Annotated in this window: 21 protein-coding genes; 4 read left to right on the forward strand and 17 right to left on the reverse strand. The window is 64.6% G+C overall.

All coding sequences use genetic code 11. From position 1 onward, the window contains the following. Window positions 1-114 precede the first annotated feature (114 nt). Both KW830_RS01930 and KW830_RS01935 read right to left on the reverse strand, forming a co-directional pair. The gene (locus KW830_RS01930; RefSeq protein ID WP_218331824.1) at window positions 115-402 is read right to left on the reverse strand and encodes a barstar family protein; all 288 of its coding nucleotides are present in this window, start codon (window positions 400-402) and stop codon (window positions 115-117) included. An 88-nt stretch (window positions 403-490) separates the two neighbouring features. Continuing rightward, window positions 491-1036 carry a MarR family winged helix-turn-helix transcriptional regulator gene (locus KW830_RS01935; RefSeq protein ID WP_218331825.1) on the reverse strand — a complete coding sequence of 182 codons (546 nt, stop codon included), beginning with the start codon at window positions 1034-1036 and terminating at the stop codon, window positions 491-493. Between the two features lie 60 nt (window positions 1037-1096). On the opposite strand from KW830_RS01935, the gene KW830_RS01940 reads away from it, so the two are divergent. Beyond that, window positions 1097-1969 carry an EamA family transporter gene (locus tag KW830_RS01940; protein WP_218331826.1) on the forward strand — a complete coding sequence of 291 codons (873 nt, stop codon included), beginning with the start codon at window positions 1097-1099 and terminating at the stop codon, window positions 1967-1969. 128 nt (window positions 1970-2097) lie between these two features. Continuing rightward, window positions 2098-2715 (forward strand): nitroreductase family protein, encoded by a 618-nt coding sequence (locus KW830_RS01945; RefSeq protein WP_218331827.1) that lies wholly within the window; start codon window positions 2098-2100, stop codon window positions 2713-2715. A gap of 140 nt (window positions 2716-2855) precedes the next feature. Here the strand turns inward: KW830_RS01945 and KW830_RS01950 are convergent, their stop codons facing one another. The 4 genes from KW830_RS01950 to KW830_RS01965 form a co-directional block, all read right to left on the reverse strand. Next, on the reverse strand, window positions 2856-3548 hold the full coding sequence (locus tag KW830_RS01950; RefSeq protein ID WP_218331829.1) for a pentapeptide repeat-containing protein: 693 nt from the start codon (window positions 3546-3548) through the stop codon (window positions 2856-2858). A gap of 266 nt (window positions 3549-3814) precedes the next feature. Continuing rightward, entirely contained in the window at window positions 3815-5230 is a 1416-nt protein-coding gene (locus tag KW830_RS01955) for an efflux transporter outer membrane subunit (RefSeq protein WP_218331831.1), read from the reverse strand. Window positions 5231-5264: 34 nt separating this feature from the next. After that, window positions 5265-8423 carry an efflux RND transporter permease subunit gene (locus KW830_RS01960; RefSeq protein ID WP_218331833.1) on the reverse strand — a complete coding sequence of 1053 codons (3159 nt, stop codon included), beginning with the start codon at window positions 8421-8423 and terminating at the stop codon, window positions 5265-5267. Between the two features lie 65 nt (window positions 8424-8488). Beyond that, on the reverse strand, window positions 8489-9691 hold the full coding sequence (locus KW830_RS01965) for an efflux RND transporter periplasmic adaptor subunit (RefSeq protein WP_218331835.1): 1203 nt from the start codon (window positions 9689-9691) through the stop codon (window positions 8489-8491). Window positions 9692-9902: 211 nt separating this feature from the next. Between KW830_RS01965 and KW830_RS01970 the strand changes: the two genes are divergently transcribed. Beyond that, window positions 9903-10457, forward strand: a complete 555-nt coding sequence (locus KW830_RS01970; protein ID WP_218331837.1) for a TetR/AcrR family transcriptional regulator — start codon at window positions 9903-9905, stop codon at window positions 10455-10457. Window positions 10458-10750: 293 nt separating this feature from the next. Here the strand turns inward: KW830_RS01970 and KW830_RS21515 are convergent, their stop codons facing one another. The 11 genes from KW830_RS21515 to KW830_RS02025 all read right to left on the reverse strand — a co-directional run bounded on the left by KW830_RS21515 (window position 10751) and on the right by KW830_RS02025 (window position 23267). Then, window positions 10751-11857, reverse strand: coding sequence for a caspase family protein (locus tag KW830_RS21515; RefSeq protein ID WP_218331839.1), 1107 nt, complete (start codon window positions 11855-11857; stop codon window positions 10751-10753). Between the two features lie 4 nt (window positions 11858-11861). Then, on the reverse strand, window positions 11862-14330 hold the full coding sequence (locus KW830_RS01980; RefSeq protein ID WP_218331841.1) for an effector-associated domain EAD1-containing protein: 2469 nt from the start codon (window positions 14328-14330) through the stop codon (window positions 11862-11864). Continuing rightward, window positions 14330-15169 carry a hypothetical protein gene (locus tag KW830_RS01985; protein ID WP_218331842.1) on the reverse strand — a complete coding sequence of 280 codons (840 nt, stop codon included), beginning with the start codon at window positions 15167-15169 and terminating at the stop codon, window positions 14330-14332. The genes KW830_RS01980 and KW830_RS01985 overlap by 1 nt, the downstream gene beginning before the upstream one ends. Continuing rightward, complete coding sequence (locus KW830_RS01990) at window positions 15162-16130, reverse strand: hypothetical protein (RefSeq protein ID WP_218331843.1); 969 nt, start codon at window positions 16128-16130, stop codon at window positions 15162-15164. The genes KW830_RS01985 and KW830_RS01990 overlap by 8 nt, the downstream gene beginning before the upstream one ends. Then, window positions 16127-17416: a GTPase-associated system all-helical protein GASH gene (locus KW830_RS01995; protein WP_218331844.1), complete on the reverse strand. Its 1290-nt coding sequence runs from the start codon at window positions 17414-17416 to the stop codon at window positions 16127-16129. The genes KW830_RS01990 and KW830_RS01995 overlap by 4 nt, the downstream gene beginning before the upstream one ends. A gap of 500 nt (window positions 17417-17916) precedes the next feature. After that, entirely contained in the window at window positions 17917-18735 is an 819-nt protein-coding gene (locus KW830_RS02000) for a citryl-CoA lyase (protein ID WP_218331845.1), read from the reverse strand. Further along, window positions 18732-19934 (reverse strand): CaiB/BaiF CoA-transferase family protein, encoded by a 1203-nt coding sequence (locus KW830_RS02005; RefSeq protein WP_218331846.1) that lies wholly within the window; start codon window positions 19932-19934, stop codon window positions 18732-18734. Before KW830_RS02005 ends, KW830_RS02000 begins: the two co-directional genes overlap by 4 nt. Window positions 19935-19945: 11 nt before the next feature. Next, window positions 19946-20935, reverse strand: a complete 990-nt coding sequence (locus tag KW830_RS02010; RefSeq protein ID WP_218331847.1) for a tripartite tricarboxylate transporter substrate binding protein — start codon at window positions 20933-20935, stop codon at window positions 19946-19948. Window positions 20936-20960: 25 nt separating this feature from the next. After that, a complete protein-coding gene (locus KW830_RS02015; protein WP_218331848.1) occupies window positions 20961-21932 on the reverse strand; it encodes a tripartite tricarboxylate transporter substrate binding protein in 972 nt (323 codons plus the stop codon). 34 nt (window positions 21933-21966) lie between these two features. Beyond that, a complete protein-coding gene (locus tag KW830_RS02020) occupies window positions 21967-23013 on the reverse strand; it encodes an amidohydrolase (protein WP_255578037.1) in 1047 nt (348 codons plus the stop codon). Next, window positions 23010-23267, reverse strand: a complete 258-nt coding sequence (locus tag KW830_RS02025) for a hypothetical protein (protein ID WP_218331851.1) — start codon at window positions 23265-23267, stop codon at window positions 23010-23012. Before KW830_RS02025 ends, KW830_RS02020 begins: the two co-directional genes overlap by 4 nt. A gap of 218 nt (window positions 23268-23485) precedes the next feature. Here KW830_RS02025 and KW830_RS02030 point away from each other — a divergent pair, with 218 nt between their 5' ends. After that, window positions 23486-24280, forward strand: a complete 795-nt coding sequence (locus tag KW830_RS02030; protein WP_218331853.1) for an IclR family transcriptional regulator — start codon at window positions 23486-23488, stop codon at window positions 24278-24280. The last annotated feature ends 115 nt before the right edge of the window (window positions 24281-24395 follow it).

Below are 24395 nucleotides of genomic sequence, written 5' to 3' on the forward strand. Positions count from 1 at the left end.
GGTGGAGGGGCGCTCCAGCCGTCGCGCTGTTGGCGCAGCATCCGCCCCTGTGTTGGCTTCAGGCCAGGCAGTACCGGCCATCCCAGCAGGCATACCGTTTGCAGGTGAGCCGGGCTACGCGTATTCCACCTGGGCTGCCAGTGCGGGGAACTGCTGCTGCATGCGCTCCAGGCACTGGCGCAGCACACGGGCATCGCGGGGGAGGCGTGCCTCCAGTGCCTGCCACCCCTCCAGCCGCAGCGTGTGGGGCATCTCCACCAGCCCGGTGATGGCGTCCCAGAAGGCATCCCAGTTGCGGCCGTAGAAGCCCGGAAATGCCAGCGCCGTCATCAGGCGTTGATGCAGCTCCTCTGTCTTGAAAACATCGCCGACAGTGACCACCACCTGCTGCGCGCGTGCCATGTGTGCAGAACTCCTTTGGGTCCCATTCTGCCTCCTGCCCAAAAAAGACCCAGCACATGGCCGGGGTCCGCTGCGGAGCCCATGCCGCTCAGGATGCCGGCGCCGCATCGGCGCCATGGCTGGAAGGCTCCAGGGCGCGCAGCAAGCGGGACAGCTGCGCATCCAGGTCGCGCAGCACCTCCGCAGGCACCACCGACAGCATCGTGCGTTCGTTGTCCACGTGCGCCTCCACCGCGCGCTCGATCAGCGCCAGCCCTTGCGCGGTGAGCTGCACCAGGGTGCTGCGCGCATCCTGGGCGTTGGGTACGCGTGCCACCCACCCCCGGGCCTCCAGGCGCTTGAGTCTGTGGGTCATCGTGCCCGATGTCACCATGAGGGTGGAGAACAGCTCCGTGGGGCTGAGGCAGTAAGGGGCGCCAGACCGCCGCAGGGCAGCCAGCATGTCGAACTCCCACACGCTCAGGTCGAACTCCGCAAAGCCGGCTTCCAGCTGCTGCTCCAGCAGCGCCGCACAACGTTTGATGCGCCCGATGGGGCCCATGGGGCTCACATCCAGATCGGGGCGCTCGCGCCGCCACTGGGCCAGGATGGTGTCCACGGCATCGCGCGGCGTAGAAAGCGTATGGTCTTTCATTTGTCTTGACTTCAAGATAACTGACTTGCACAATGAATTGTCTTGATTTGAAGATAACACATGCCTGCCGACATTTCTCCCCACCCCTGGCGCGACGCTTTGCTGACCGCATGCGCCCCTGTCATCTGGGGCTCCACCTACATCGTGACGTCCGAGTTTCTGCCGCCGGACCGACCCTTCACCGCCGCGCTGATCCGGGCGCTGCCCGCAGGCCTGTTGCTGCTGCTGATCACACGGCAGCTGCCGCACAGGCAGCACTGGTGGCGCCTGTGGGTGTTGAGCGCGCTGAACATCGGGGTGTTCCAGGCGCTGCTGTTTGTGGCGGCCTATCGCCTGCCGGGTGGTCTGGCGGCGGTGCTGGGGGCGATTCAACCGCTGCTGGTCATGCTGCTGGCCTGGGCTGTCGACCGTCGTGCGCCGGGCGTGGTGGCGGTGTGCTGCGCTGCGGCCGGTGTGTTCGGCATGGCCGTGCTGCTGCTGTCGCCGCAGACGGTGTTTGAGCCGATTGGCATGGCTGCAGCCTTGCTGGGGGCGGTGTCCATGGCCACGGGCGTCTGGTTGACCCGGCGCTGGCAGATCGGCTTGCCTGTGCTGTCCATGACCGGGTGGCAACTGGTGCTGGGGGGCCTGATGCTGGCGCCGGTGGCGTGGCTGGTGGATGCCCCGCTGCCCACGCTGACCGGGGCGCAATGGGCCGCCTATGCCTACCTCAGCGGGGCGGGCGCACTCGTGGCCTATGTGCTGTGGTTTCGCGGTGTGGCCCGCCTGCCTTCCGTGGCCGTGGCATCGCTGGGCCTGTTGAGCCCGCTGACCGCCGTGGTGCTGGGCTGGGCCTTGCTGTCCCAGTCCATGACCGGGGCCTCGCTGCTGGGGCTGCTGGTCGTGCTGGCCAGTGTCTTCGGCGTGCAATGGGCTTCAAGCCGCAGGCCCTAGAGCGGCGCGCAGTGCCGCGGCCAACTTTTCCCCTTTGATCCGACCACCTTCGCTATCACTTTTTCCCGATCACTCCCTCGATCACTTCGATCATTTTTTCTCGACCCCTTTTTTCTTCCGTTACCCCTATGACCCTGTCCGTCCAAGCTGCCATCGCATCCCGCATTTCCGTCAACAGCTTCCAGCCCGACCGTCCTTTGGACGATGCCACCATCGCTTCGCTGGTCGACCTGGCCACCAAAGCACCGTCGGCCTACAACCTGCAAAACTGGCGCTTTGTGGTGGCCCGCTCGCCAGAGGCCAAGGCCCGCCTGCAGGCTGCGGCCTATGGGCAGCAGAAGATTGCCGATGCCTCGGCCGCCTTCCTGGTCTGCGGAACGCTGGAGGCGCACACCCAACTGGCATCGGCCCTGGCGCCCAGCGTGCAGGCGGGATTCATGCCGCAGGCCATGGCCGAAGCGTGGCAGTCGCAGGCGCACCGCAGCCATGCGGGCAATGGCACGCTGCAGCGGGATGAGGCCGTGCGCTCCGCGTCCTTGGCGGGCATGACCCTGATGCTCGCGGCCGAAAGCATGGGCCTGGGTTCGTGTGCCATGAGCGGCTTTGACGCCGCACAGGTCGCGCAGGCCTTGGGCCTGGCAAGCACGGAGCTGCCGGTGCTGATCGTGGTGGTGGGCCATCCAGAGCCTGGCAACTGGCCCCAGAAGCCCCGCAAACCGGTGGCGGATGTGCTGACCATCGTCTGACCGGGCACGTGCCGAGCGACCAGTGGAGCGTTGGCGAGGCGCTAGCGAGGCGCTGGCGGGTAATGAGGCAGGAGAGGGCAGGGCGGCCGCTGCCCTGGCGTTCTGCCCCAATATCCGGCCCCAGCGGAGGGGCCACCCCGTCAGAGCACGGTCACGCCCAGAGAGGCGACGATGGCCGCTGCCTGGTCCGTGGACATGATGGCACCTTTGAAGTGGTGCTGCAGGTCCCCCACCTGGACCTTGCCAAGCTCCACATCCCGCACATCGGCCGAGGTGAAGTTGGCGTTTCGGAGGTTGGCATCACGCAGGCTGCCGCCCGCAAACACGGCCTGAGAGAAGTCGCAGCCGCCCAGGTCGGCACCCGCGAAGTTCAGGCCTTCCAGGCGCAGCTTGCGAAACGACATGCCCCGCAAGTTCGCATTCACCAGCAGGCAGCGCTGGAGGGTCAGCCCCAGAGACTGCACCTGGTAGAACTTCGCACCGGTCAGTTTGACCTCGCTGAACGTGGCGGCCGCCAGGCGCGCGCGCGTCCATGACGCATTGTTGAAGTCGCCACCGTCGAACCGGGCTTCGGTCAGGTTGGCCATGTCGAACTGGGCAAAGGCCGCACGGCAGCGGCTCCAGGTGGTGCGGGACAGGTCGGCCTTTTCAAGCTGGGCCCCGGAGAACGTGCACTCGTTGAACTGCATCCCGCTCAGGTCCAGGCCCGACAGGTCGGCATCGTCCAATTCGCAACCCTCCAGGCGAACGCCCTGGCCGCCGCGGGTGCGCTGCAGCGCTTGCAGGTCAGTGCGGTCCAGCGGGCCGCCTTTCAGTGTCAGCAGATCGGTCATATCGTGTGTTCAGGCTGGGCCGGTGAGGTTACCGCGTTGCTGGTGGGTTGGTGTGCCATCGTGCGCCAGCGCGCGTCATCGTGGGTCATCGCAAAAAGACCCGGCGCCTGGCCGGGTCCCCTGCGGTGTTTCAGAAGGCCGTAGCTTGTATGCAGCAGGCTGCATGGATGGGGTCTGTGGGGTAGTGGGGCAGTAGGGGAGTGGGGCAGGGCGCTGCCCGACCCCCACACCCATCCCACCCCGTGCAGCGGGGTGCTGCACCGCCATCAGCTGTTCCCGGCATCCGCCTTGGGGGCGGCCGACCAGCTGCCGCCCAGGGCACGGAACAGGCTCACCAGGGCCGTCTGGCGCTGGGTGGTCACCTCGATCAGCGCCACCTGGTTGGTGTAGTTGCTGCGCTGCGCATCCAGGTAGCGCAGGTGGCTGTCCACCCCGGCGCGGTAGCGTGCTTCGGACAGGCGCATGCTCTCGGCGCTGCTGGCAGCCAAGGCCTGGCGGGCCGATTCTTCCCGGCGCAAGGTGTCCGTGGCGGCCAGTGCGTCCGCCACTTCCCGGAACGCCGTCTGGATGGTGGCTTCGTACTTGGCCACCGCCATGTCCTTGCGGACCTTGGCCACGTCCAGGTTGGCGCGGTTGCGGCCGCCATCGAAGATGGGCAAGGTCAGCTGTGGGGCAAAGGACCAGGCCTGCTGTCCGCCTTCAAACAGGCGCGACAGGTCTGCGCTGGAGCTGCCGAAGAACCCCGTGAGCGAGATGCTGGGGAAGAAGGCCGCCCGCGCGGCGCCGATGTTGGCGTTGCGCGCCTGCAACTGGTGTTCGGCCGCCAGAATGTCCGGGCGGCGGGTCAGCAGAGCGGCCGGCATGTCCGGCACCAGCTGCTGCAGCACCAGCGGGCCGGTGGCTGCCGACGCCGGCAGGGCGGCGACGGCCTGGTGGTCGCCCACCAGCAGCGCCAGCGCATTGGTGGCCTGGCTGAACTCGCGCGCATTGCGCTCGAAGTCGGCGCGGGCCTGCTCGGTCAGGCCCAGGGCCTCCTGGTAGTCCACCGCGCTGGAGGCGCCGTTGCGGCGGCGCTGTTCGATCAGTTCCAGCGAACGTTCCCGGGCCGCCAGCGTCAGCTGCGTCAGCTCCAGGCGGCGCTGGGCGCTGTCGCGGGTCAGGTAGGCCTGCACCACCTCGGCCACCAGGCTGAGCTGGGCAGCACGGCCGGCTTCCTCCGTCGCCAGATAGTCCTGCAGCGCAGCGTCTGACAGGCTTTTCACGCGGCCGAACAGGTCCAGCTCGAACGAGGTGATGCCCACCCCCGCCTGGATGGTGTTGCCGATGCTGGCCGCGCCGCCGGCCGACAGGTCGGCAGGGGTGCGCTGGCGGGTGCCGCCGGCCTGGGCGTTCAGGCCCGGCAGGCGGTCGGCCCGCTGGATGCGGTACTGGGCGCGCGCCACCTCGATGTTCAGCAGCGTCTGCCGCAGATCGCGGTTGTTGTGCAGCGCCTGTTCCACCAGCTTGCGCACCGTGGGATCGGTCACAAAGTCCTGCCAGTCCACGGCGGCGCTGGCCGCAGCGGTGGGCACGTTGCCGGCCCATTGCGAGGGAATGGGGGCTTCGGGCGTTTGCAGGGTCGGGGCCAGGGAGCAGCCCCCCAAGGCCAGTGTCAGCGCCAGTGCTAGGGCCCCGAGGGGCATGGATTGAAATGTCTGTTGCTTGTTCATTGCCTAGTTACTCCGCTGCCGCAGGGGCAGTTTGTCCGTCGGCTGCATCAGCCTGCTGCTTCTTGCCCTTGCGGTCGCCCAGCAGGGACAGCACCCACACGAAGAAGACCGGAACGAACACCACACCCAGCAAGGTGGCGCTCAGCATGCCGCCGATCACCCCTGTACCCAGCGAACGCTGGCTGGCAGCGCCCGCACCGGTGGCAATCACCAGCGGTACCACGCCCAGGATGAAGGCCAGCGAGGTCATCACAATCGGGCGGAAGCGCAGGCGCGCGGCCGTGACGGCGGCTTCCACCAGGGAAAGCCCTTGCTCGCGCAGCGCCTTGGCGAATTCGACGATCAGGATGGCGTTCTTCGCCGCCAGGCCGATCACGGTGATCAGCCCCACCTTGAAGTACACATCGTTGGTCAGGCCCGCCACCGTGACGGCCAGCACCGAGCCCAGGGCCCCGATGGGGACGATCAGCATGACGGAGGCGGGAATCGCCCAGCTCTCATACAGCGCCACCAGCAGCAGGAACACCACCAGAATGGCCAGCGCAAACAGAATGGGCGCCTGGGCACCGGCAAAGCGTTCCTGGTAGGACAGGCCGGTCCACTCGTAGCCAATGCCTTCGGGCAGCTCTTTCATGATGCGTTCCAGCTCGGCCATGGCCTCACCGGTGCTGTATCCCGGGCGGGCGTCGCCGCCGATCTTGAAGGCCTGGTAACCGTTGTAGCGCGAGATCTGGACCGGGCCGTTCTCCCACTGCGCGGTCACAAACGCGCTCAGCGGCACCTGGTCGCCGGCCCGGTTGGGCACGTGCAGGGTGAGGATGCTCTCCGGGGTGGCGCGGTCGCGCACATCAGCCTGCACCACCACCCGCTGTAGGCGGCCGGCGTTGGCAAAGTCGTTCACGGTGGCAGAGCCAAAGGCCGTCGACAAGGCGGTGCTGATGGTGTCAAAGCCCACGCCCAGCGCCTGCGCCTTGGCGCGGTCCACATCCAGGCGCAGCTGGGGCGCGTCGGCCAGGCCTTCCATCATCGCGTAGGCAATGACCGGGGAGGTGTTGGCCTTGTACAGCAGCGTGCCCAGGGCCTGGGTCAGCACCTCACGGCCTACGCCGCCACGGTCCTGCAGGCGCAGCGAAAAGCCGCCCGCATTGCCCAGGCCTTCGATGGGCGGTGGTGTCACCGCCATCACCGTGCCGTCGGGGTTGCCCGCAAAGCGTGCGTTCAGCGCGCCGGCCTCGTCGGCCGCAGACTCGCCTGCGCCCTTGCGCTCGGACCAGTCCTTGAAGGTTGGGAAACCCAGCGCCGCGTTCTGCCCGGTGCCCGAGAAGCTGAAGCCCAGCACCGAGAAGGACGACGACAGCGTCTTGCGCTCCGCCAGGTACTGCTCCACATCCTTGACCAGTGCTTCTGTGCGGGCGTAGCTGGCGCCGGGGGGCAGCTGCATGTCCACAATCATGTAGCCCTGGTCTTCCGAAGGCACAAACGACTCCGGCACGCGCACATACATCCAGCCCAGCACGCCCACCAGGGCGGCGTAGATCACCATGTAGCGGCCGGTGCGGCGCAGCAGGCGGTGGTTCAGCGCTTCGAAGCGGCCGGTCAGGCGTTCAAAGCTGCGGTTGAACCAGCCAAAGAAGCCGCGCTTGGTGTCATGGTGGCCCATGGCCACCGGCTTGAGCAGGGTGGCGCACAGCGCCGGCGTGAACGTCAGGGCCAGGAAGCCCGAGAACAGAATGGACACCGCCAGCGACAGCGAGAACTGCTGGTAGATCACTCCCACGGAGCCACTCATGAACGCCAGCGGCAGGAACACGGCGGCCAGCACCAGGGTGATGCCGACGATGGCGCCGCTGACCTGGGACATGGCCTTCACCGTGGCCGCGGCCGGAGACAGGCCTTCCTCGGTCATGATGCGCTCGACGTTTTCCACCACCACAATGGCGTCGTCCACCAGAATGCCGATGGCCAGCACCATGCCGAACATGGTCATCATGTTCACGGAAAAGCCCAGCAGCGACATCACGGCGAAAGTGCCCATCAGGCACACCGGCACCACGATGGTCGGGATCAGCGTGTAGCGCAGGTTCTGCAGGAACAGCAGCATCACCAGGAACACCAGCACCATGGCTTCCAGCAGGGTGTAGATGACCTTCTCAATGGCCACCTTCACAAACAGCGAGGTGTCGTAGGCGATGGAATGCTCGATGTCGGCAGGGAAGGCGGCCGACAGCTCGTTCAGTCGGGCCTTGACCGCATCGGCGGTCTGCAGCGCATTGGCGCCAGGCGCCAGCTGCACGGCGGCGGCCACGGCCTTGCGGCCGTCCTGGCGGCTTTCCACGCTGTAGTCCTGGCGTCCGATTTCCAGGCGCGCCACGTCGTCCAGGCGCACGGCGGAGCCGTCGGTGTTGGCACGCAGCACAATGCGGCCGAACTCCTCGGGTGACTCCAGCATGCCCTTGACCGCCAGGGTGGCCGTCAGCTCCTGCTCGGCCGTGCCGGGGCGGCTGCCAAAGCTGCCCGCCGGCACCTGCACGTTCTGCGCCGCAATGGCGCTGTTGACGTCGGCAATCGACAGGCCGTAGCCCAGCAGCTTCTGCGGATCCACCCACACGCGCATGGCGGCTTCGGAGCTGAAGAACTGCAGCTTGCCCACACCGGGGATGCGGCGGATTTCGTTGTTGATGCGGCGTGCCGCGTAGTCAGCCAGCTCGACCACGTCCTTGCTGCTGTCCTCGGCCTTGTAGCGCAGCGAATAGATCAGCAGAAAGCCGGCATTGGCCTGCTCCACCTGCAGACCCTGCTGGGTCACGGCGGACGGCAGGCGTGCTTCGGCCTTCTTTAACCGGTTCTGCACGTCCACCTGGGCCAGGTCTGCGTCCAGCCCCGGCTTGAAAGTGACCGTGATCTCGGCCGAGCCATTGGAGCTGGACGACTCGAAGTACAGCATGCCCTTGGCGCCGTTGATTTCCTCTTCGAGGATGCTGGTCACCGATTCGGACACGTCCTTGGCCGAAGCGCCAGGGTAGGTAGCCGCCACGGTGATCTGCGGCGGGGCCACCACCGGGAACTGTGACACCGGTAGCGACGGGATGGACAACACGCCAGCCAGCGTGATGAAGATTGCGACAACCCAGGCAAAGTTGGGCCGTCCAATGAAAAATTTGGACATGGATGCTCAGTGCTTGAAAGCGCCCGCAGGCGCGTGCCCCGGAAACCCGGGGACTGGGTCACGACTCAGGTGCCGGCAGATCCTTTGGCATCGGCCTGTGCAGCGGGCGCTTCCGCCGCAGCTGCAGGAGCGGCAGCAGGGGCGTCAGCCGCAGGCGCACCGGCGGCGGTGGCCGCATCGCCGGGGTTGACTGGGGCACCGCCCACAATCACCCGCTCGCCCCCTTGCAGGCCGGTGGTGATGTGCCAGTCCGGGCCCACCATGCGGCCGGTCTCCACCGGCATCGCCGCCACCTTGCCGTCCTGGCCCAGCACCATCACCAGCGGCTTGCCGTCGGCAGCGCGCTTCACGGCGCGCTGGGGCACGACCACGGCCTGGGTCGGCTCGGCGTTGGCCATCTTCACGCGCACATACATGCCGGGCAGCAGCAGGCCGTCGGGGTTGGCAAACTCGCCGCGCAGCGCAATCTGGCCGGTGGTCTTGTCGACCGAGGCATTGGCAAACAGCAGCTTGCCGTCGCGTGTCTGGTCGGTGCCTTCAATGGTGACCGACAGGCGTGTGGCCGCCGTACCGGCGCCCTGTGCCCGGGCTTTCATCACTTCGGCAGCGGCCTGGGTGAAGTCCACGTAGACGGGGTTCAGCTGCTGGATCACGGCCATGGCCGTGGTCTCGTTCTGTCCCACCAGGGCGCCTTCGGTCACCAGCCCCCGGCCAATACGCCCGGCAATGGGTGCCACCACGCTGGTGTAGTCCAGGTTCAGCTGCGCCGTGTCCACATCGGCCACGGCGGACTGCCGGGCCGCCTGGGCGCTCTTGAGCGTGGCCTGGGCGGTGTCGAACTCCTGCTGGCTCACGGCCTCCAGCTTGGCCAGCGGGCTGTAGCGCCGCACCACGGCATCGGCATCGGCCACTGCGGCCTCCGCTTTTGCCAGCTCGGCCTTGGCGCGGGCCAGTGCCGTCCGGTAGGGGGCCGGGTCGATCTTGAACAACAGCTGCCCGGCCTTCACGTCCGAGCCTTCCACAAAGTTCTTGCTCAGCACGATGCCGGCCACCCGGGCGCGTACTTCGGCCACACGGGTTGCTTCCACGCGCCCGGGCAGTTCCTCACCCAGGGACAGGGCGCGCGTGCCTGCGGCCTGTACCTCCACCACGGCCGGGCCGCCCGGCGGGCCTCCGGCTTCCGTATGCCCCTGGCTGCAAGCCGTCAAAAAGCCCGCCACCGCCATTGCTGCCACCGCCACCGGCAACCGCCGTTCATTCCACGCCATCTTCTTCCCTCATGCTGTTCTGTGCAGGACCCGTGAATCGGGTAGGGAAAAATTATCACTCATTTGCATCAAATGAATCAAATGTGATTCACATGATTCTTTGTAAGGTCATTGCGGGTGGGAAGGCGTAAAATTGAACCCGTGTGTGCAAAGTTGGGGGCGCAGATCCCCTATTGCCGCGACTTTTCCCTCACCACCTTGGAACTTTGAGATGACCGTGTCCGCACCGGATGACAACCGTTTGCTCGCCGCCCTGGCGTTGGCGCTGGTGCAGAAGCCCCGCGCTTCGCTGCAGGAACTGGCCAAGTTGGTGGGCATCAGCAAGGCCACGCTCTACCGCTTCTGCCGCACGCGGGAGGAGCTGATCGACCGGCTGATGGCGCACGGCACGGCGCTGCTGCACGCCACGGCCGATCTGGTGGAGATTGAAGAGGGCTCGCCCATCCAGGTGCTGCCCAAGCTCATTGCGGCGCAGCTGGAACACCGCGAGCTGATGGCGTTCATGATCTATTACTGGCGGCCCGACGCGCTGGACAACCCGGCCCAGGCCGCGCAGTGGGACGAGTTCACCCACCGCATGGACGCCTTCTTCCTGCGCGGCCAGCGCGAAGGGGTGTTTCGCATCGACATCTCGGCCGCCGCCCTGAGCGAGGCCTTTGGCGGCCTGTTCTGCGGCCTGGTCGACGCCGAACGTAACGGCCGTGTGGCCCGTGCCAGCATTGCGCCCACGCTGGAAGCCCTGTTCCTCAAGGGGGCGTCGGCGTAAGCGGCGCTGGGGAGGCGCAGCCAGATCGCGGTGGCACAACGGGTGAGCTTTTGGGGAAGCACTGGGGGTCAAGAGTAATGCCTACTTGCGACCTATTGCGGTCCTTCTTGTTCCCTCGTCCTGGGAGTGGTTGCTGTCCTTCAACTACGTCGAGTAGTCGACCACACAGTGGCTGTGGGCAGCAGATCGCTACGTAGCCGCCGGTTTGGCGTTGTCCCCCGTTCAGCGACATCTTCCCTGTCGCTGAAATGCGGCGGCTCTTGACTTTATTCCCTCATGTTATCGCTTAGGGCTCAAGATCGTCGGGCGTCAAGCAGGCTGCGCAATTGAGGATTGTTTCCGTATTCAGCAGCTGCTTCTTTCAAGAGGGAGTTCATCGTGATAGCGCCGCCACCGCCCAGGGCGAGTGTGCGCAGTGCAGCATGCCAGGCGGCACGCCCTGTGCTGCCTGCACGTAGGCTTGCAATGTCTCCATCAGCACGTGACCAAATCTCTCGGTCAGTGGGGCCCTGCGGATACAGGATCACCATCAGGTCTTCGACTTCTTTTGGGTCCATCCCCGCATTGCCAGGCTCCTGCTCCCTGGCGTCGTCGCCAGACCCATCTTCGGACTTGAGCCAACCTCCTTTACGCAGCGCAACCGGGAAGTTGTCTTGCGTCCTCGTTGTCAGCACTGGGTTCTGGTCGCCACGCTCGGTAGTGACCTGTTGTGCGACATAGTGAAAAAGGTCAAGGACGTGAATGAGGCCGTCCGAGCGGTCGTCAACGCCGCCCTGAAGCCCCTTGAGCACAAAGTGGGTGAATAGGCTGTTGCGGTAGCGCCCAAGAATCATCGAGTTCTGGTGTGCTTCGCTTGCAGAGATGATGACGCGCCCTTTGCCAACAGCGAGCTTGTCAAGCCGCTGGCCGCCGAACTCCCACTTCAATAAATCCTCGCCTTCCTCGGCTTTGATGCGGGCCACCGCTCCGGAGCGGCAGGCATCTATCAGGACAAGCAGGCGCTCGGCCTTGATTCCCTGGAGCAGGTCCGAAAGCTCCTCTGCTTCGATGCCTGTCTCGCGCGGTCGCATGCTGTCGAATTCGGGCGGGCACAGGTATGTCCCCACATCTGGGCCTGCCGTGCGTTGCGCGCCGTGGCCCGAAAAGTAGACGACGACTGTGTCATTGGGCTGAGACTGGGCGGCCAAGTCCTGGAGGCCAGCGATGATTGCAGTGCGGGATGCCTCACGATTTCGAAGAGTCCGCACGTTGGCTGTGGGGTAACCACAGTGCTTCGGGCTAACCAGCAGCTTCTCGACGTCGTCAGCGTCGTAAACGGGAGCAAGTCCCAGGTCCGAAAGATTGTCGTAGTCGCCGATTCCGACGATGAAAGCGCGACCCGAGTGAAAAGACTTGCTCACGTTTCTAGCCTAACGCGCGGTTGTCGCGCAAAATCTGCAGTACGGAGTTGTTGCTGAAGTCCTGAAGAGCCGTGTTCAGCAACTTAGAGAGCAGTGGCCCATTTCCCGAGCGTACTTGCTTGAGACAGCGATGCCACTGAGCGATGCCATTCCCTTCTTGAATTAGCTCCTCGTTGCGCCCGCCGCTTCTGCTCCAGACCTCTTGGTCGGTAGGGCCGCTGGGATACAGCCTTGCCAGCGTCTCCTCGAAAATTTTCCAGGCATCGTCCTGACGGACCTGTAAGGCCCTGCCAACGCGCAGAGACAATGGAAACCTGTCCCACAACGACATAACGTCCAAGCACTCTTTGCAAACTGCAAGGAACTCGTCGCGCGTTTGAGCCAAACTCGCCGCACGCGAAGCTGCTGAACGCCAGAGTCGCTCCCTGATAAGAGCACCAATCGCCACGGCTAGCGCAGGTGCCAGCCATCGTCCATTGCTGGCGAAGGAATCGAGCAGGCTGACACAGTCGTGGTCGCTGCGCGGGTGCACCTCGTTGATAACACTGATGAAAAGCGCGGGGTGTTTCTGAGCAACCGTTGTCAGAACATTGGAGCTTCGAAGCATTTTTCGCGCTTCGCCACCTAGTGGTTCCTCCAGTGCTGCCATTTGTGCGGAGCCATCGAGTAGTGAGGCAATCCAGCCTTTGGCGGTGAGTGAGAGGGTGTCCCTCTGGAGTTTGTTGGGTATGAGTTCCCAAGCGTCAGCTCGGTTAGGCACCTTCGAGAGGTCCGCCAAGCCCATGTTGACCAGAGGAGTCCAGATGCGCTCGGAAGTCAAACTCGCCGTGATGATGCTCTGAAGCCCCTTTACACGGTTGGGCACATCAGCCACGGCACTGCGGCGCTTGTCGACAACACGCTGCAGGATGTCAAACCAGACGGGAGAGGTCCAATCGAAATCCCCAATCAGGCTGGGATGGCTCACCACGGTCTTAGCCGCCAGGACGGTAACCTCTTCTAGGTCTTCGCTCACTGCGAGTGCCAAAAGCTCGGTGGGCGTTGCGTTTTTGAGCGCCGGTTCGATGGCAGCCCGCCGCGCGACCTTCGTCGTCGCGACCCTGAGGACTTCGCGTAGTGCTTCGGCAGGGGGGTATGCAGCGGCTAAAACTGCGCCGCAAAGCTCCCACGCTTGATGACCTGCACTGACCTGCGCTACCTTCTGGGCAACCGCGGTGGCCAAAGTGGGCGGCGTGTTCTCCGAAAGCGCAGTCAGCAACTTTTGCTTTAAGAGGAAGCTGATAATCGGCTCGATGTCTTGCGGCAAGGCCACAATCGCGCCCCATGCGAGAGAGCTCATCGCGGCAGGCGTTGCGTTGCACGCCAACGCAAGCCCACCTTGAGCCCGCTGGTTCCACCAATTCTGCTGCGCCGCTGCGCGTGACGCTTGTGCAAGAAGCTGATGGTCTTCAGGCAGCATGTCACGCATGCTGCCCACCCTTCGCACCATCCAATCCTGCAGTGCTTGGGCCAGCGCGCCGGATTCGAAACGCTCGAGTTGCAGGTTGCGCATTGCAAGAACGTCCGTTGGCGTCCACTGTTTCGAAGTCGATATTAGCCGGCCGAGTGCTGCTCCCCTAAGCTCGCGCGCTGTTGGCACATCGGACGACTTGGCTGCCAAAAGGCGCACCAAGGTGATTGCATTCTCTACGCTCGTCGAATCTGTCCAGAGCTGGAAGGCCCGCTCCAACAGGATAAACGCGCCAGGTGGCTGCAAGTCAAAGCCGGCTTGTTGTACGAACTCCAGCAATGGCCTGCCTTCTTGCAGGTTCAGAAGAGCCGCCACACGCGTTGTCGGGCCCGTCTCAGACGGCTTGAGCACTTGCGCTGGCGCAAAGCGCGATGCCAGCTCACGCGGTGTTGCCACGGCGAATGGCGAGCCAGGTTCTCCCGGAGAAAAACTGAGGCTGAACAGAATCTCCCTGCGTAGCTGCCTTGGAACCAGTTGCAGAAGGTCCATCATGATGTCATCGAAACCCTCTTGTCCGACATGCATCACCGGCCGCGCGGCCGCCGAAATCAGTGCTTCAGCGATGCTCAGAAGCATTGGCTGCGGCGTGCCCGTCACCTCCTGCGCGTCTGCGGTCGTCTCAAAGGGGGCCGGTGTTTGGTTGTCGTGAGACTCCCGCACGTTTGAAGCCAACGCTCTCAGGTCGGGAACTTGAGGTAGCTCGTTCAGTGGCACGAATGCAGCCACCGAATCGACCATGCCCGCTCTGTCTGAGGCTTGGCTGGGTCGCGTATGCACCAGCACGAAGTAGTCATCGTGAATTGCGGTGCGAAAGTAGGGAGCCCAGGTCAGCCCGGTCGGAGCGTTGCCCGGTAAGTCCGTGAGCCAAGCAGCCTGTCTGAACGTCGACTGCAGGCCTGGGTCTGTGCAATACAGCAGCGCGTGCCCGCCCTTGGGGCCGTACCATGCTTTGTGAATGCGCATCAGCTCTGGATTGCCACAGCGAGCTTGGCGATAGGCAGCGTCAGATCCGGGGAGTGTTCGCCATCAGCATCAACAATCCAGCCCATCGTTTCTGCGCCCTTGTAAATAAAGTCCTGATTGGGCGCCGCCTTGGAGAGCGCAACTCCTGTTGCTGACAACCCCAGAATGATTCGGCGTTCCTCGCTCCAGTTGTTGCTGACGTAATCGGCCAGCATCGGCAAGTTCTTGCGCAGCACTGCGGCGGGAGTGACTCCCAGCGGCTCCTCAAGCTCGTCCCAGCACGAAAGCAGTATTGCGAGTGCGGGCTTTCGTTTGCCGGTTCGTGCACGGGAGGTGTAGACCAGCATCTGCAGAAGTTCCACCAGCCGCGCCTGCGGCGAGCATTCGACGGCGCCGCCAGATCGCGACGCCTGCAAGTCGCTGAGTGGCTTGGAGAAGATGTCATTGCCTAAAGGGACGTGTCTGGGGCGAACCATGAGAATCCACCCATCGGCAGCCTCCACCCGTTCCTGCCAGGAAGCCGGAACACGCCGCTCCTCCAGGAGTTGACTGACCTGCTCGCCCGCGTAGTCAGGCCAGTTCAGATCGATTGCAGTGCCGTCGGCAGTTTGTACAGGAAGAAGTGTTTCGATGTACGTGCCAGCAGAAGTATGGGCGCCGGGTACACCACTACTGAGCGACTGGACCACTTCCTCGAAGGCGCCTAGGTCTGCAGCAGCACCGCGCATCCGTAACAACCCGCTCTCTGCATTCAGCCGCCCAATTAGCTGTGCGCCAAAGTGGCTCTTGCCTACGTTGGACTTCCCGAATACGGCAATCTTCAGGGTTGCCTCAAACATGGACGCCTCCGACGATACGCAGCAAGTCTTGTTCCGGATTCGGCAACACCGTCTTGGGGAACGTAACATCACCTACGCGCACAAGCCAATCGAGTAATTCCAGCAGGCCTTGGCCGCAGTTATACGGCTCCTGCCCGGGGGCAGCGTGCATGCTCACACTGAACGTCTCGTAAGTGCCTAGCGTCAAGTCGGCTGCATGCTTGACGGCGCTACGCATTTGCTCGCCGACCGCAACGTCGCACTTAGTCCAGACGAGTGCCACGGGGCGACCATGCCGCTCAGCGCCCACCCTTCGCAGTAAACTGAGTAGATTCGCCCGAGCTGTCCCTAGCCGCTCTCCAGCCAACTCTTTGGAGTCGGCAATCACCAAGAGTACATCTGCGGCGCCTGATAGCCAGGCAGCACCAGCGGCGTCCTCCGCATCGCGGCGGACTGACCAACGGCTAAACCATTCCCCAGGCGCGTCTGCAAAGAGCAGGTCATGCCGGCCACTGTCGACCTGCAGATCCAGGTGCAGCAGCCCGGGATGTCTGCCAGCGCCGCTGGACGTGTGCGGCGGAAACGATGGTCCATGCGTGGCGTTCCAGCGCAGGTTCCCGGCGATGTTCTCCCAACCTTCAAGAGTCAGTGAACCGGCGAAAGAGATGCCCTTGGGGCCGATGCCGCGACCCAAGAGCAGGTACCACGCACCCAATAGAGAAGTCTTGCCACTTTCTGCAACCCCGAAGACGCCTACCAGGCGTGTGCGGCTTGCGCCACCTAGGAAGCCGATGTCGCCCGCGCCCATAGCATTCCCTGTCCAGGGAAGCCGAGCGCTGTCGTCAATCTCGACTACCGCAGCTTTTTCCAGCACTTCACGGCTGCTTTGCCAATACTTGCACTGCTGCAAGGAGCTTTCTCCCACCTTGCAGCCGAGCTCATCTGGGGCAAGGCACGCGCTGTGCGAACATTTGAGGCTCACGCCGCCTCCGCTTCCTGTTTGACCGCACCGGGAGATGCCAGCGTTTCGAGCGCTTTGATTTCACGGAGGAGCCAAATTGCCCAATCGCCCGGCGGCATCTTGAGTTCAGTGTCCACCCCGAGCTTGGCCAACTCGGGATTTCGTGCGGCATAGGAGTTCGCCAGCGCCTGAATCAGAAGAGTCCTTGAGGCGGACGTTCGCTGCTCCATGAGCCATTGGAGTTGTGCCAGCTGCGAGGTCGCACCGTCCACTTGGAGCAGCTCTTTCAGAGTCAGCTCGACGTCGCCCTGAGCTTCCGTGACCGCGAGCACTGACTCGAATAGCAGTGACTCAACGGCACGCGGGTACACCTCTGGCAGGAGGTCAGAGATGTCCAGTGCCATGTGCCAGACGACAAGCGCCGCGGGCAGTTTGCGGTACGGCTTCTTAGCAGTTTCAGAGTAGAGGCTTTGGCGCCACCATAGGAGGCGACTGGCTGCTTCTCGCTGATTGGCGCGTGCCTGTTCCGCTTCTACGAACTCGTTGAGCTTAGCTGCTACAGCATCCGCCAGTGCTTTGAAAGCAGTCCCAGCGACTCGCAGCGCACTTCCGGCGGCCTTGTCATGCACGTCGGCAAGTACCGGGGCCATGCGGTCAGCAAATTCATATGACCAGCCCCCTGTCTGATTCGTCCAGTGTGGGTTCGGATTGTTGAGAGTCAAGCCACTTTTGTTTGAACTTGGGCCAGCCGTAGCGGCTACCTGCGCGAACCAAGTGCTCTCGTCAATTTTCTTCAGGCTATTCATAGGCGGCACAGCCATAGATGCCCGGTTAGTCACCGCGCCATCCTGTTGCGGCCAAGCTTGTTCAAGCTGCACAGAGGTGAGGGCTTCTGCTCGTCCAACAAGAATCTTGAGGATGGGAGTTTCTTGTCCAACCTTCAGTTGTGGGAGGACGTTGGCGGCAACTAAGCTCACGGCGACTGCAAGTGAGGACTGCAATTCCATCGCCCGCATGACCGACTCGAGCACCACCGCTCGGTACAGTGTCAGCGGTTCATCGGAAAACGCCCCCCGGAATGTTGGCCAGTGTCCTTGGAGGACCGTAGCAATTTCTAGCAGCGCGGGGTCCGCTTCAGCATTTGGGTCCCACGCAGCGAGGAGCGGTGGCAGAGCGTTTTGAGGATTGGTTGCGTACGACAGGGCAAGTTCGACGCAGGTGCTATCGAGCTTGTCAAGGCGAGCGTCCTCGGCCCCGATATCCAGAAGCCGCAAATTCAGAAATTCTTGGAGCAGGCTTGTCCCCATCATCCCCCCTCGATGATCATAGTTTTTGCACGATGATACTGCAGTACTGATTGGCAGCTCCGCGAAGCGCTGGCACTGAGCCACACGCATGTTGGATGCAATGTGACCTCGCTAGTTGTGATGAATCTGCTTCTGCAAACGCTTCTTGTTGTTCGCAGGCAAGGACTCGGGCACGATCTCGCCAGGCCGTAATGACCAAGCAGACGAACTTTGTATCAATTGGCCGCTGGGCTGCCTCGGGTCCATAGCTGTCAGCCACCACAGGACTGCGAAGGACCGCTTCCAGCCTATGGCAGTCACAGGAGAAGACGCAGCCAAAGGCTCCTTATGGCCAACTGGCGATAACCGAAGGTCACCCCCGCACACAGCTTTCGCTCGACTCGCTTCAGCGCAGAAAAGTTGGACCCAAATCCACATAGTGCTCTGATGCAGCAATGCCCAACTGCCGGCCGCCCAGCGGCCCGCGTTGCAAAGCTATGGGCGTTGCCCTGCCGAAAAACTCAGGGCACCGCCCTCGGCTGTGGCCCTTCATAGGTCCACAGATACTCGCGCGGGATCGGGCCCTTGTTTCGGCCGCCTTGTCCGGTCTGCTCCCAGGCATGGGAGAGGATGCCGACCGAGCGTGACAGGCAGAACAGGCCGCGTGCCAGCGGGGCGGGGAAGCCCAGCTCGGCGTAGATGACGGCGGTGGCGCCGTCGATGTTCATGGGGATGCGGCGGCCGTCCTTGCGGCGGGCCAGCTCGGCCTCGACCGCGCGGCCGATGGCGGCGAACTTGCCGTCCACCACGCCGGCCTGGGCGGCTTCGTCCACCAGCTGCAGCAGGCGCGGCGCGCGCGGGTCAACCGGGTGAAAGCGGTGGCCAAAGCCGGACACGAACTTGCCGTGGCGCGCGATGGCGCTGTCCAGGCCCAGGCGCGTGGCGGCTTCCAGGTCTGCGCCTGCCGCCTGGTGCGCGGCAATTTCCTGGTACATCTCTACCGCCTGTTCGCCGGCGCCGCCGTGCACATCGCCCAGCACGTTGACGGCCGATGCCATGGCGTTGTTCAGGCCCACGCCGCAGGTGGTGGCCATGCGGGCAATGGCAATGCTGGGCGCTTGGGGGCCATGGTCCACGGCCGACATCAGCGCGGCATCCAGCAGCCGGCCCTGGCCTTCGCTGGGCAGCTCGCCCCGGGTCATCAGCCAGATCATCTGCGCAAAGTTCACGCGGCCGATCAGGTCTTCGATGGCGTAGCCGCTGTAGCGGATCACGCCGGGTTGCATGTCGATGATGGAGGTGCGCCACCAGTCGCTGACGCGGGGGTCTTGCGTGCTCATACCACTTTCTCCTTTACCAGGGTGTCAATGTCGGTCTGGGAATAGCCCAGTTCGGCCAGGATGTCGGCCGTGTGCTGGCCCAGTTGCGGGGGCGGGGTGTCCACGGTCGGCGCTTCGCCGTTGAGCTTGAAGCCCGTGCGCAGCACCCGGATGTCGCGGCCCACGCCCGGCACATCCTCGAATGTGCCGATCATTCCGCGCTCGGCAATCTGGGGAATGTCCAGTGCCTGGGGCACGGTGTAGACCGGCCCGGCGGGGACCCCCGCCGCATTCAGCAAGGCCCACCAGGCATGGGCGGATTGGCTGGCCAGCGCGTCTTCCATCAGTTCCTTGAGCTGCGCGCGGTGCTGCAAACGGCCCTGGCGGGCGGCAAAGCGCGCATCGCTGATCCACTCCGGGTGGCCCAGCACCTGGCAGACGGCTTCAAACTGTTCCTGCTTGTTGGCGGCAATGTTCAGCAGCCCGTCCCCGGTGCGGAACGTGCCGGAGGGGCTGGCGGTCACGTTGTCGTTGCCCAGCGGCTGGGGCTCGCGCCCGGCGATCAGGTGGTTGGAGACGGCCCAGCCCATGGTGGCCATGGCGGCTTCCAGCATGGACACGTCGATGAACACCCCCTGGGTGCGGTGGCGGTCGGCCAGGGCACTGGCCACGGCAAAGGCTGCGGTGATGCCACCTATGGTGTCTGCCACCGGGTAGCCCACGCGGTAGGGCGCGTTCTCTGGCGCGCCGGTGATGCTCATCATGCCGGACATGCCCTGGATGATCTGGTCATAGGCGGGCAGGTCCCGCAAGGGCCCGTCCTGGCCGAACCCCGAGATGGCGCAGTAGATCAGCTTGGGGTTTTCTTTCAGCAGGTCTTCGTAGCCCAGCTCCAGGCGCTGCATCACGCCCGGGCGGTAGTTTTCCACCAGCACGTCGGCCGTGCGCACCAGGCGCCGCAGCGCCTCTTTGCCCTGCGCGTGCTTCAGGTTCAGCGTGATGGAGCGCTTGCCGGGGTTCTGGGCCAGAAAGGAGACCCCCATGTGGACCTGGTTCAACGCGGGGTCTGCGCCCAGCTGCCGGGCCAAGTCGCCGCCCTGGCAGGCTTCGACCTTGATGACATCGGCGCCCATGTGGGCGAGCTGATGGCATGCGAACGGGCCGGCCAGTACGTTGGTCAGATCCAGCACGCGGATGCCGTGCAGGGGTTTGATAGCCATGGTGGGATTCCTTATTCCGCCTTGATGCCGGCAGCCTTGATGACGGCTGCCCAGCGTTGCATTTCTGACGCGGCCAGCTGGCCTGCCTGCGCAGGGGTGTTGGCCACCGGCGTCAGTCCTTGTTCTGCCAGCCGCCGCTTGCCGTCCGCCGAGGTGAGGGTGGCCGCAATCGCGTGGTTCAGCTGGTCGATGATGGGCGCCGGCGTGCCTGCGCGCACCGCAAAGCCCACCCAGAAATCCATCACAAAGCTGGGCAGGTTGGCCTCTTTGGCGGACGGCACATCGGGCAGCAGCGGCGAGCGCGTGTCGCTGGTGACCACCAGGGCCCGCAGCTTGCCGGACTTGATGTGCGGCAGCGCCGTGGGCAGCGATGTCACCAGCGCCTGCACCTGGCCTGCCATCAGATCGGTCAGCACCTGGCCGGCGCCTTTGTAGGGCACGTGCACCAGCTCCACCCCGGCGGCGCTTTTGAACAGCTCCCCGCCCAGGTGGGTGTTGGTGCCGTTGCCGCCGGATCCGTAATTCATGCTGCCGGGCTTGGCCTTGGCCAATGCCACAAACTCCTGCACGTTCTTGGCGGGCACATTGGGGTTGATGACCAGCACGTGCGGCGCCGCGGCGGCGGTGATGACATGGGCGAAATCCTTGCGCCCATCGAACGGCAACTTGGGGAACAGGCCCGGGGCAATGGTGAAGGACATCTCCGTGGTCAGCAGGGTGTAGCCGTCCGGGGCCGAGCGCGCTGCCGCACTCCAGCCGATCTGGCCGCCGCCGCCCACGCGGTTGTCGGCGATCAGCGACTGCCCCAGGCTGTTGCCCAGCTGGGTGGTGACCAGGCGGGCCACGATGTCGGTGGTGCCGCCCACGGAATAGGGGACGATGACCGTGATGGGCTTGGTCGGGTAGGCGGGCGTCTGGGCAAGGGCCGCTGCAGACAAGGACAGTGTGGTGACGGCGGTGGCGACAGTGGCAGCCGCTGCCAGGGCACGGGTGAAGATCATGGTGTTCTCCTGGATGGCGTGGCGTTCAGTCGAGCTTGGCGTTGCTTTCGCGGACCACGGCCGTCCAGCGTTTCTGCTCCGCCGCCAGCAGCTTGGCGGCCTCTTGCGAACTGCCGCCCATGGGCGTGCTGCCTTCGGCCTGCAAGATGCTGATGGTGTCCGGGCGGGCCAGGGCCTTGGCCACTTCGGCCTGCAGCTTGGTCAGGATGGCGGGCGGGGTGCCGGCGGGGGCGACCAGCATCTTCCAGTCGCTGGTCTGGAAGTCCTTGTACCCGCCTTCGGCCACGGTGGGCACGTCCGGCAGCGCAGGCAGGCGCGCCGACGCGCTGACGGCCAGGGCGCGCAGCTTGCCGGCCTTCAGAAACGCCAGCACCGTCTGTGGCGTGGCAAAGTAGTAATCCACCTGGCCGCCCAGCAGGTCATTGGCGGCGGGGCCTGCGCCCTTGTAGGGCACATGCAGGGTCTTGATGCCGGCCTGGCGTGTGAAGACTTCCCCGGTCAAATGCCCCACCGTGCCGTTGCCTGCCGACGCCATGGTCAGCGTTTCCGGCTTGGCCTTGGCGGCGCTGACCAGGTCGGCCAGCGTCTTGTACTTGGAGTTGCTGTTGACCACCAGCACCACGGGCTGGCCGGCCACCGTGGCCACCGGGGCAAAGGCCTTGGCGGCGTCGTACGGCATCTTGGCGTAGAGCGAGGGGTTGATCGCCAGGTTGGCGGTCTGGCCCATGCCCAAGGTGTAGCCGTCGGGTTGCGCCTTGGCCACCCCGTCCAGCCCGATGTTGCCGCCGGCGCCCGGCCGGTTTTCCACAATCAGGTTCCAGCCGGTGGACAGGCGGATCTTTTCCAGCACCATGCGCGTCACGATGTCGGTGCCACCCGCTGGCGGAAACGGCACGATGACCTTGATGGGCTGGTTGGGGTAGGCAGGCTGGGCATGGGCTGCCAGCGCCAAGGTGGCGAGCGCGCACGCCCCTGCAATGCGGGAAAGAATGGCCATGGTTTTGTCTCCTTCGTTGATGTAGTTGCCGCGGCTACCGGCCCAGCCCGTACACGCGGCTTGCCGTGCCTTCAAAAAGCTGTTGTCGCTCTGCGGGCGAAAAATCCTGGCTCAGCCTTTTGAATGCGTTCCATCCGTTGACAAAGCTGTAGGAGCCCTTGTCCACGGGGAAATTGCTCTCGAACATGCAGCGTTCGGGGCCGAAAAGGTCGATGCACGCCCGCATCCAGGGCGCCCAGTGCTCTGCCAGTTGCTGGGAAGAGGGGGGCAGGGCGCCTTCGTGGAAGCTGAATCCGTTGATGCGCATGCCCAGGCCGCCCAGCTTCACGTACACATTGGGGCGGCGTGCCAGCGCCTGCATGGCCTGGCGCCAGTGGTGGAAGACCTCCGGGCCCCGGTCCGCATAGGCCCCGATGCGGACGATGCCGCCGCAGTGGTTCACGATGATCGGCAGCTCCGGAAAGGCGTCGGCCACCTCGGCCAGTTCGGCCAGCTGGGGCCAGAACAGCCAGGCGTCGTACGACAGCTGGCGCTGTGCCAGCTGCGCCAGACCGGCGCGGTAGCCGGCATCCCGCAGCAGGTGGGGCGGTGCGGCCGTCAAGGGATTGGCCAGGGAGGCATCGGCATCCCAGGTGGCCAGATGGCGCACACCACGCAGGCGGCCCTGGCCGGCTATTTGGTGCGCCTCCAGCACGCCCGCCACTTCGCTGCCCAGGCGCAGATCCGCGTAGCCCACGATGGCTTGGGCGATCTGTGGTTCGGTGGGTTGCGCGGAGTGAGCGGGGTCAGCGAAGTCAACGGGATCAGCCGGCGTGGTGGCCACCACAAATTCGGTCTCGCCCACCGGCCGCAGTGCTTCGGGCCCGTCGGGGCGGTAGCGCGTCAGCGCCTGCATGTAGACGGATGCGCGGATGTGGTGCCCCGACGTTGCGTCCGCCAGATAGTCGTCCTTCAGGTACGACCAGCCCGGGCGGTCGTAGAAGTGGTGGTGGGCGTCGACGATGGGCAGCTGCGGCTCCAGGGCGGTTTCCGCCCCCAGCGCCAGCCAGTCTGCGCGCACGGGAAGGTAGTTGGCGCTCATGGGCGCGTTCCTTCTGTGGCGGACAGCATCGCCGTGCCCAGCCGCCATGTGCTGGCCGGCGCCAGGCGGGTGGCGCCATGGCCCACCGTGCTGGTGACCGCATCCGGTGACGCGTTCACACGGGTACCTGCACGGACACGGGCCATGGGCAGCGGTGTCTGTACCGGTGCCAGCGCCACCACGGCGGCCATTTGCTGCGCCAAGGTCCGCACCGTGCGGGGGATGACCGTGCCGTAGCCGGGTGCAAGCAACATTCCTGTCTCCACTTTCAACTGCCTGAAATCCAGCCAGCGCATCTGCAAGGTGCAGCGTGCTGGTTGTTTGTTCTATCTGGTAGAACTGTGTTCTGTGTAGAAGAACTATAAAACCAAGAAAGCCCAATCGATTCAGGGTAAGTACCTAAATCTGAATCAAATCGAAATCATGTTCTACTAGGCAGAACAGCCTCCACACCGCACTCAGAGCCCTTCGCATGCCCAGTGAACCCCCCATGACCGCACCGGACGCCGCTGAATCCAGCAGCGGGGTGGCCGTGCTCGACCGTGCGTTCTCCATCCTGGGGGCCTTCAGCCCCGCGGACGACCGGCTGACCCTGACCGAGCTGTCCAAGCGCACGGGGCTGTACAAAAGCACGGTGCTGCGCCTGCTGGTGGCGCTGGAGCATGGCGGCTTCATCCGCAAACTGGAGGACGGTCTGTATGCCGTGGGCCCCCAGCCCATGCGCCTGGCCGCGATCTACCAGCGCTCGTTCCGGGTGGACTCCGTGATCGAGCCTTTGCTGGCCGAGCTGAGCGCCGCCTTGAACGAGACCGCGTCCTTCTATGTGCGCGCGGCAGAGCGGCGCCTGGTGGTCAGCCGCGTGGAGCCCGCGCGGGCGGTGCGGGTCTCCATCCGCGTGGGGGAAGACTTCGACATCCGGCATGGCGCGGCGGGCAAGGTGCTGTTGGCCTTCACCGAGAGCGAGTTGCAGCCTGACATGGTGGCGGTCCGCGAGCGCCTGTGGGCCACCTCCTATGGCGAACGCGATGCAGAGTCCTGCGCCGCATCGGTGCCGGTGTTTGGTGCCCTGGGTGAACTCAAGGGGGCGTTGACCGTGTCGGGGCCGCTGTCGCGCCTGGGCGTGCCGCAGGCCATGCATGCGGCCGTGGGTGCGCTGCTGGACATGGCCGTGCGCGCCACGATTGCCTTCGGCGGAAATCCGGCCCGCTTGCTCACTGCGGGCAAGCATCTCCAGCTGGACAGCGTCAGCGCAGCAAGGCCAGACTGAGCCTGCCGTATGGGCTGCAGACGGGGTGTTGATGGCCGAAAGCGATGGTCCGTTTTGCAGGGTGGATGGCTGCTGGCCGTCGCCACTTGAAAATATAGACTAACCAGTCTATATT

Origin of the sequence: Comamonas sp. CMM03 (assembly GCF_019218715.1) — a bacterium.
Taxonomy (GTDB): Bacteria; Pseudomonadota; Gammaproteobacteria; order Burkholderiales; family Burkholderiaceae_C; genus Comamonas; species Comamonas terrigena.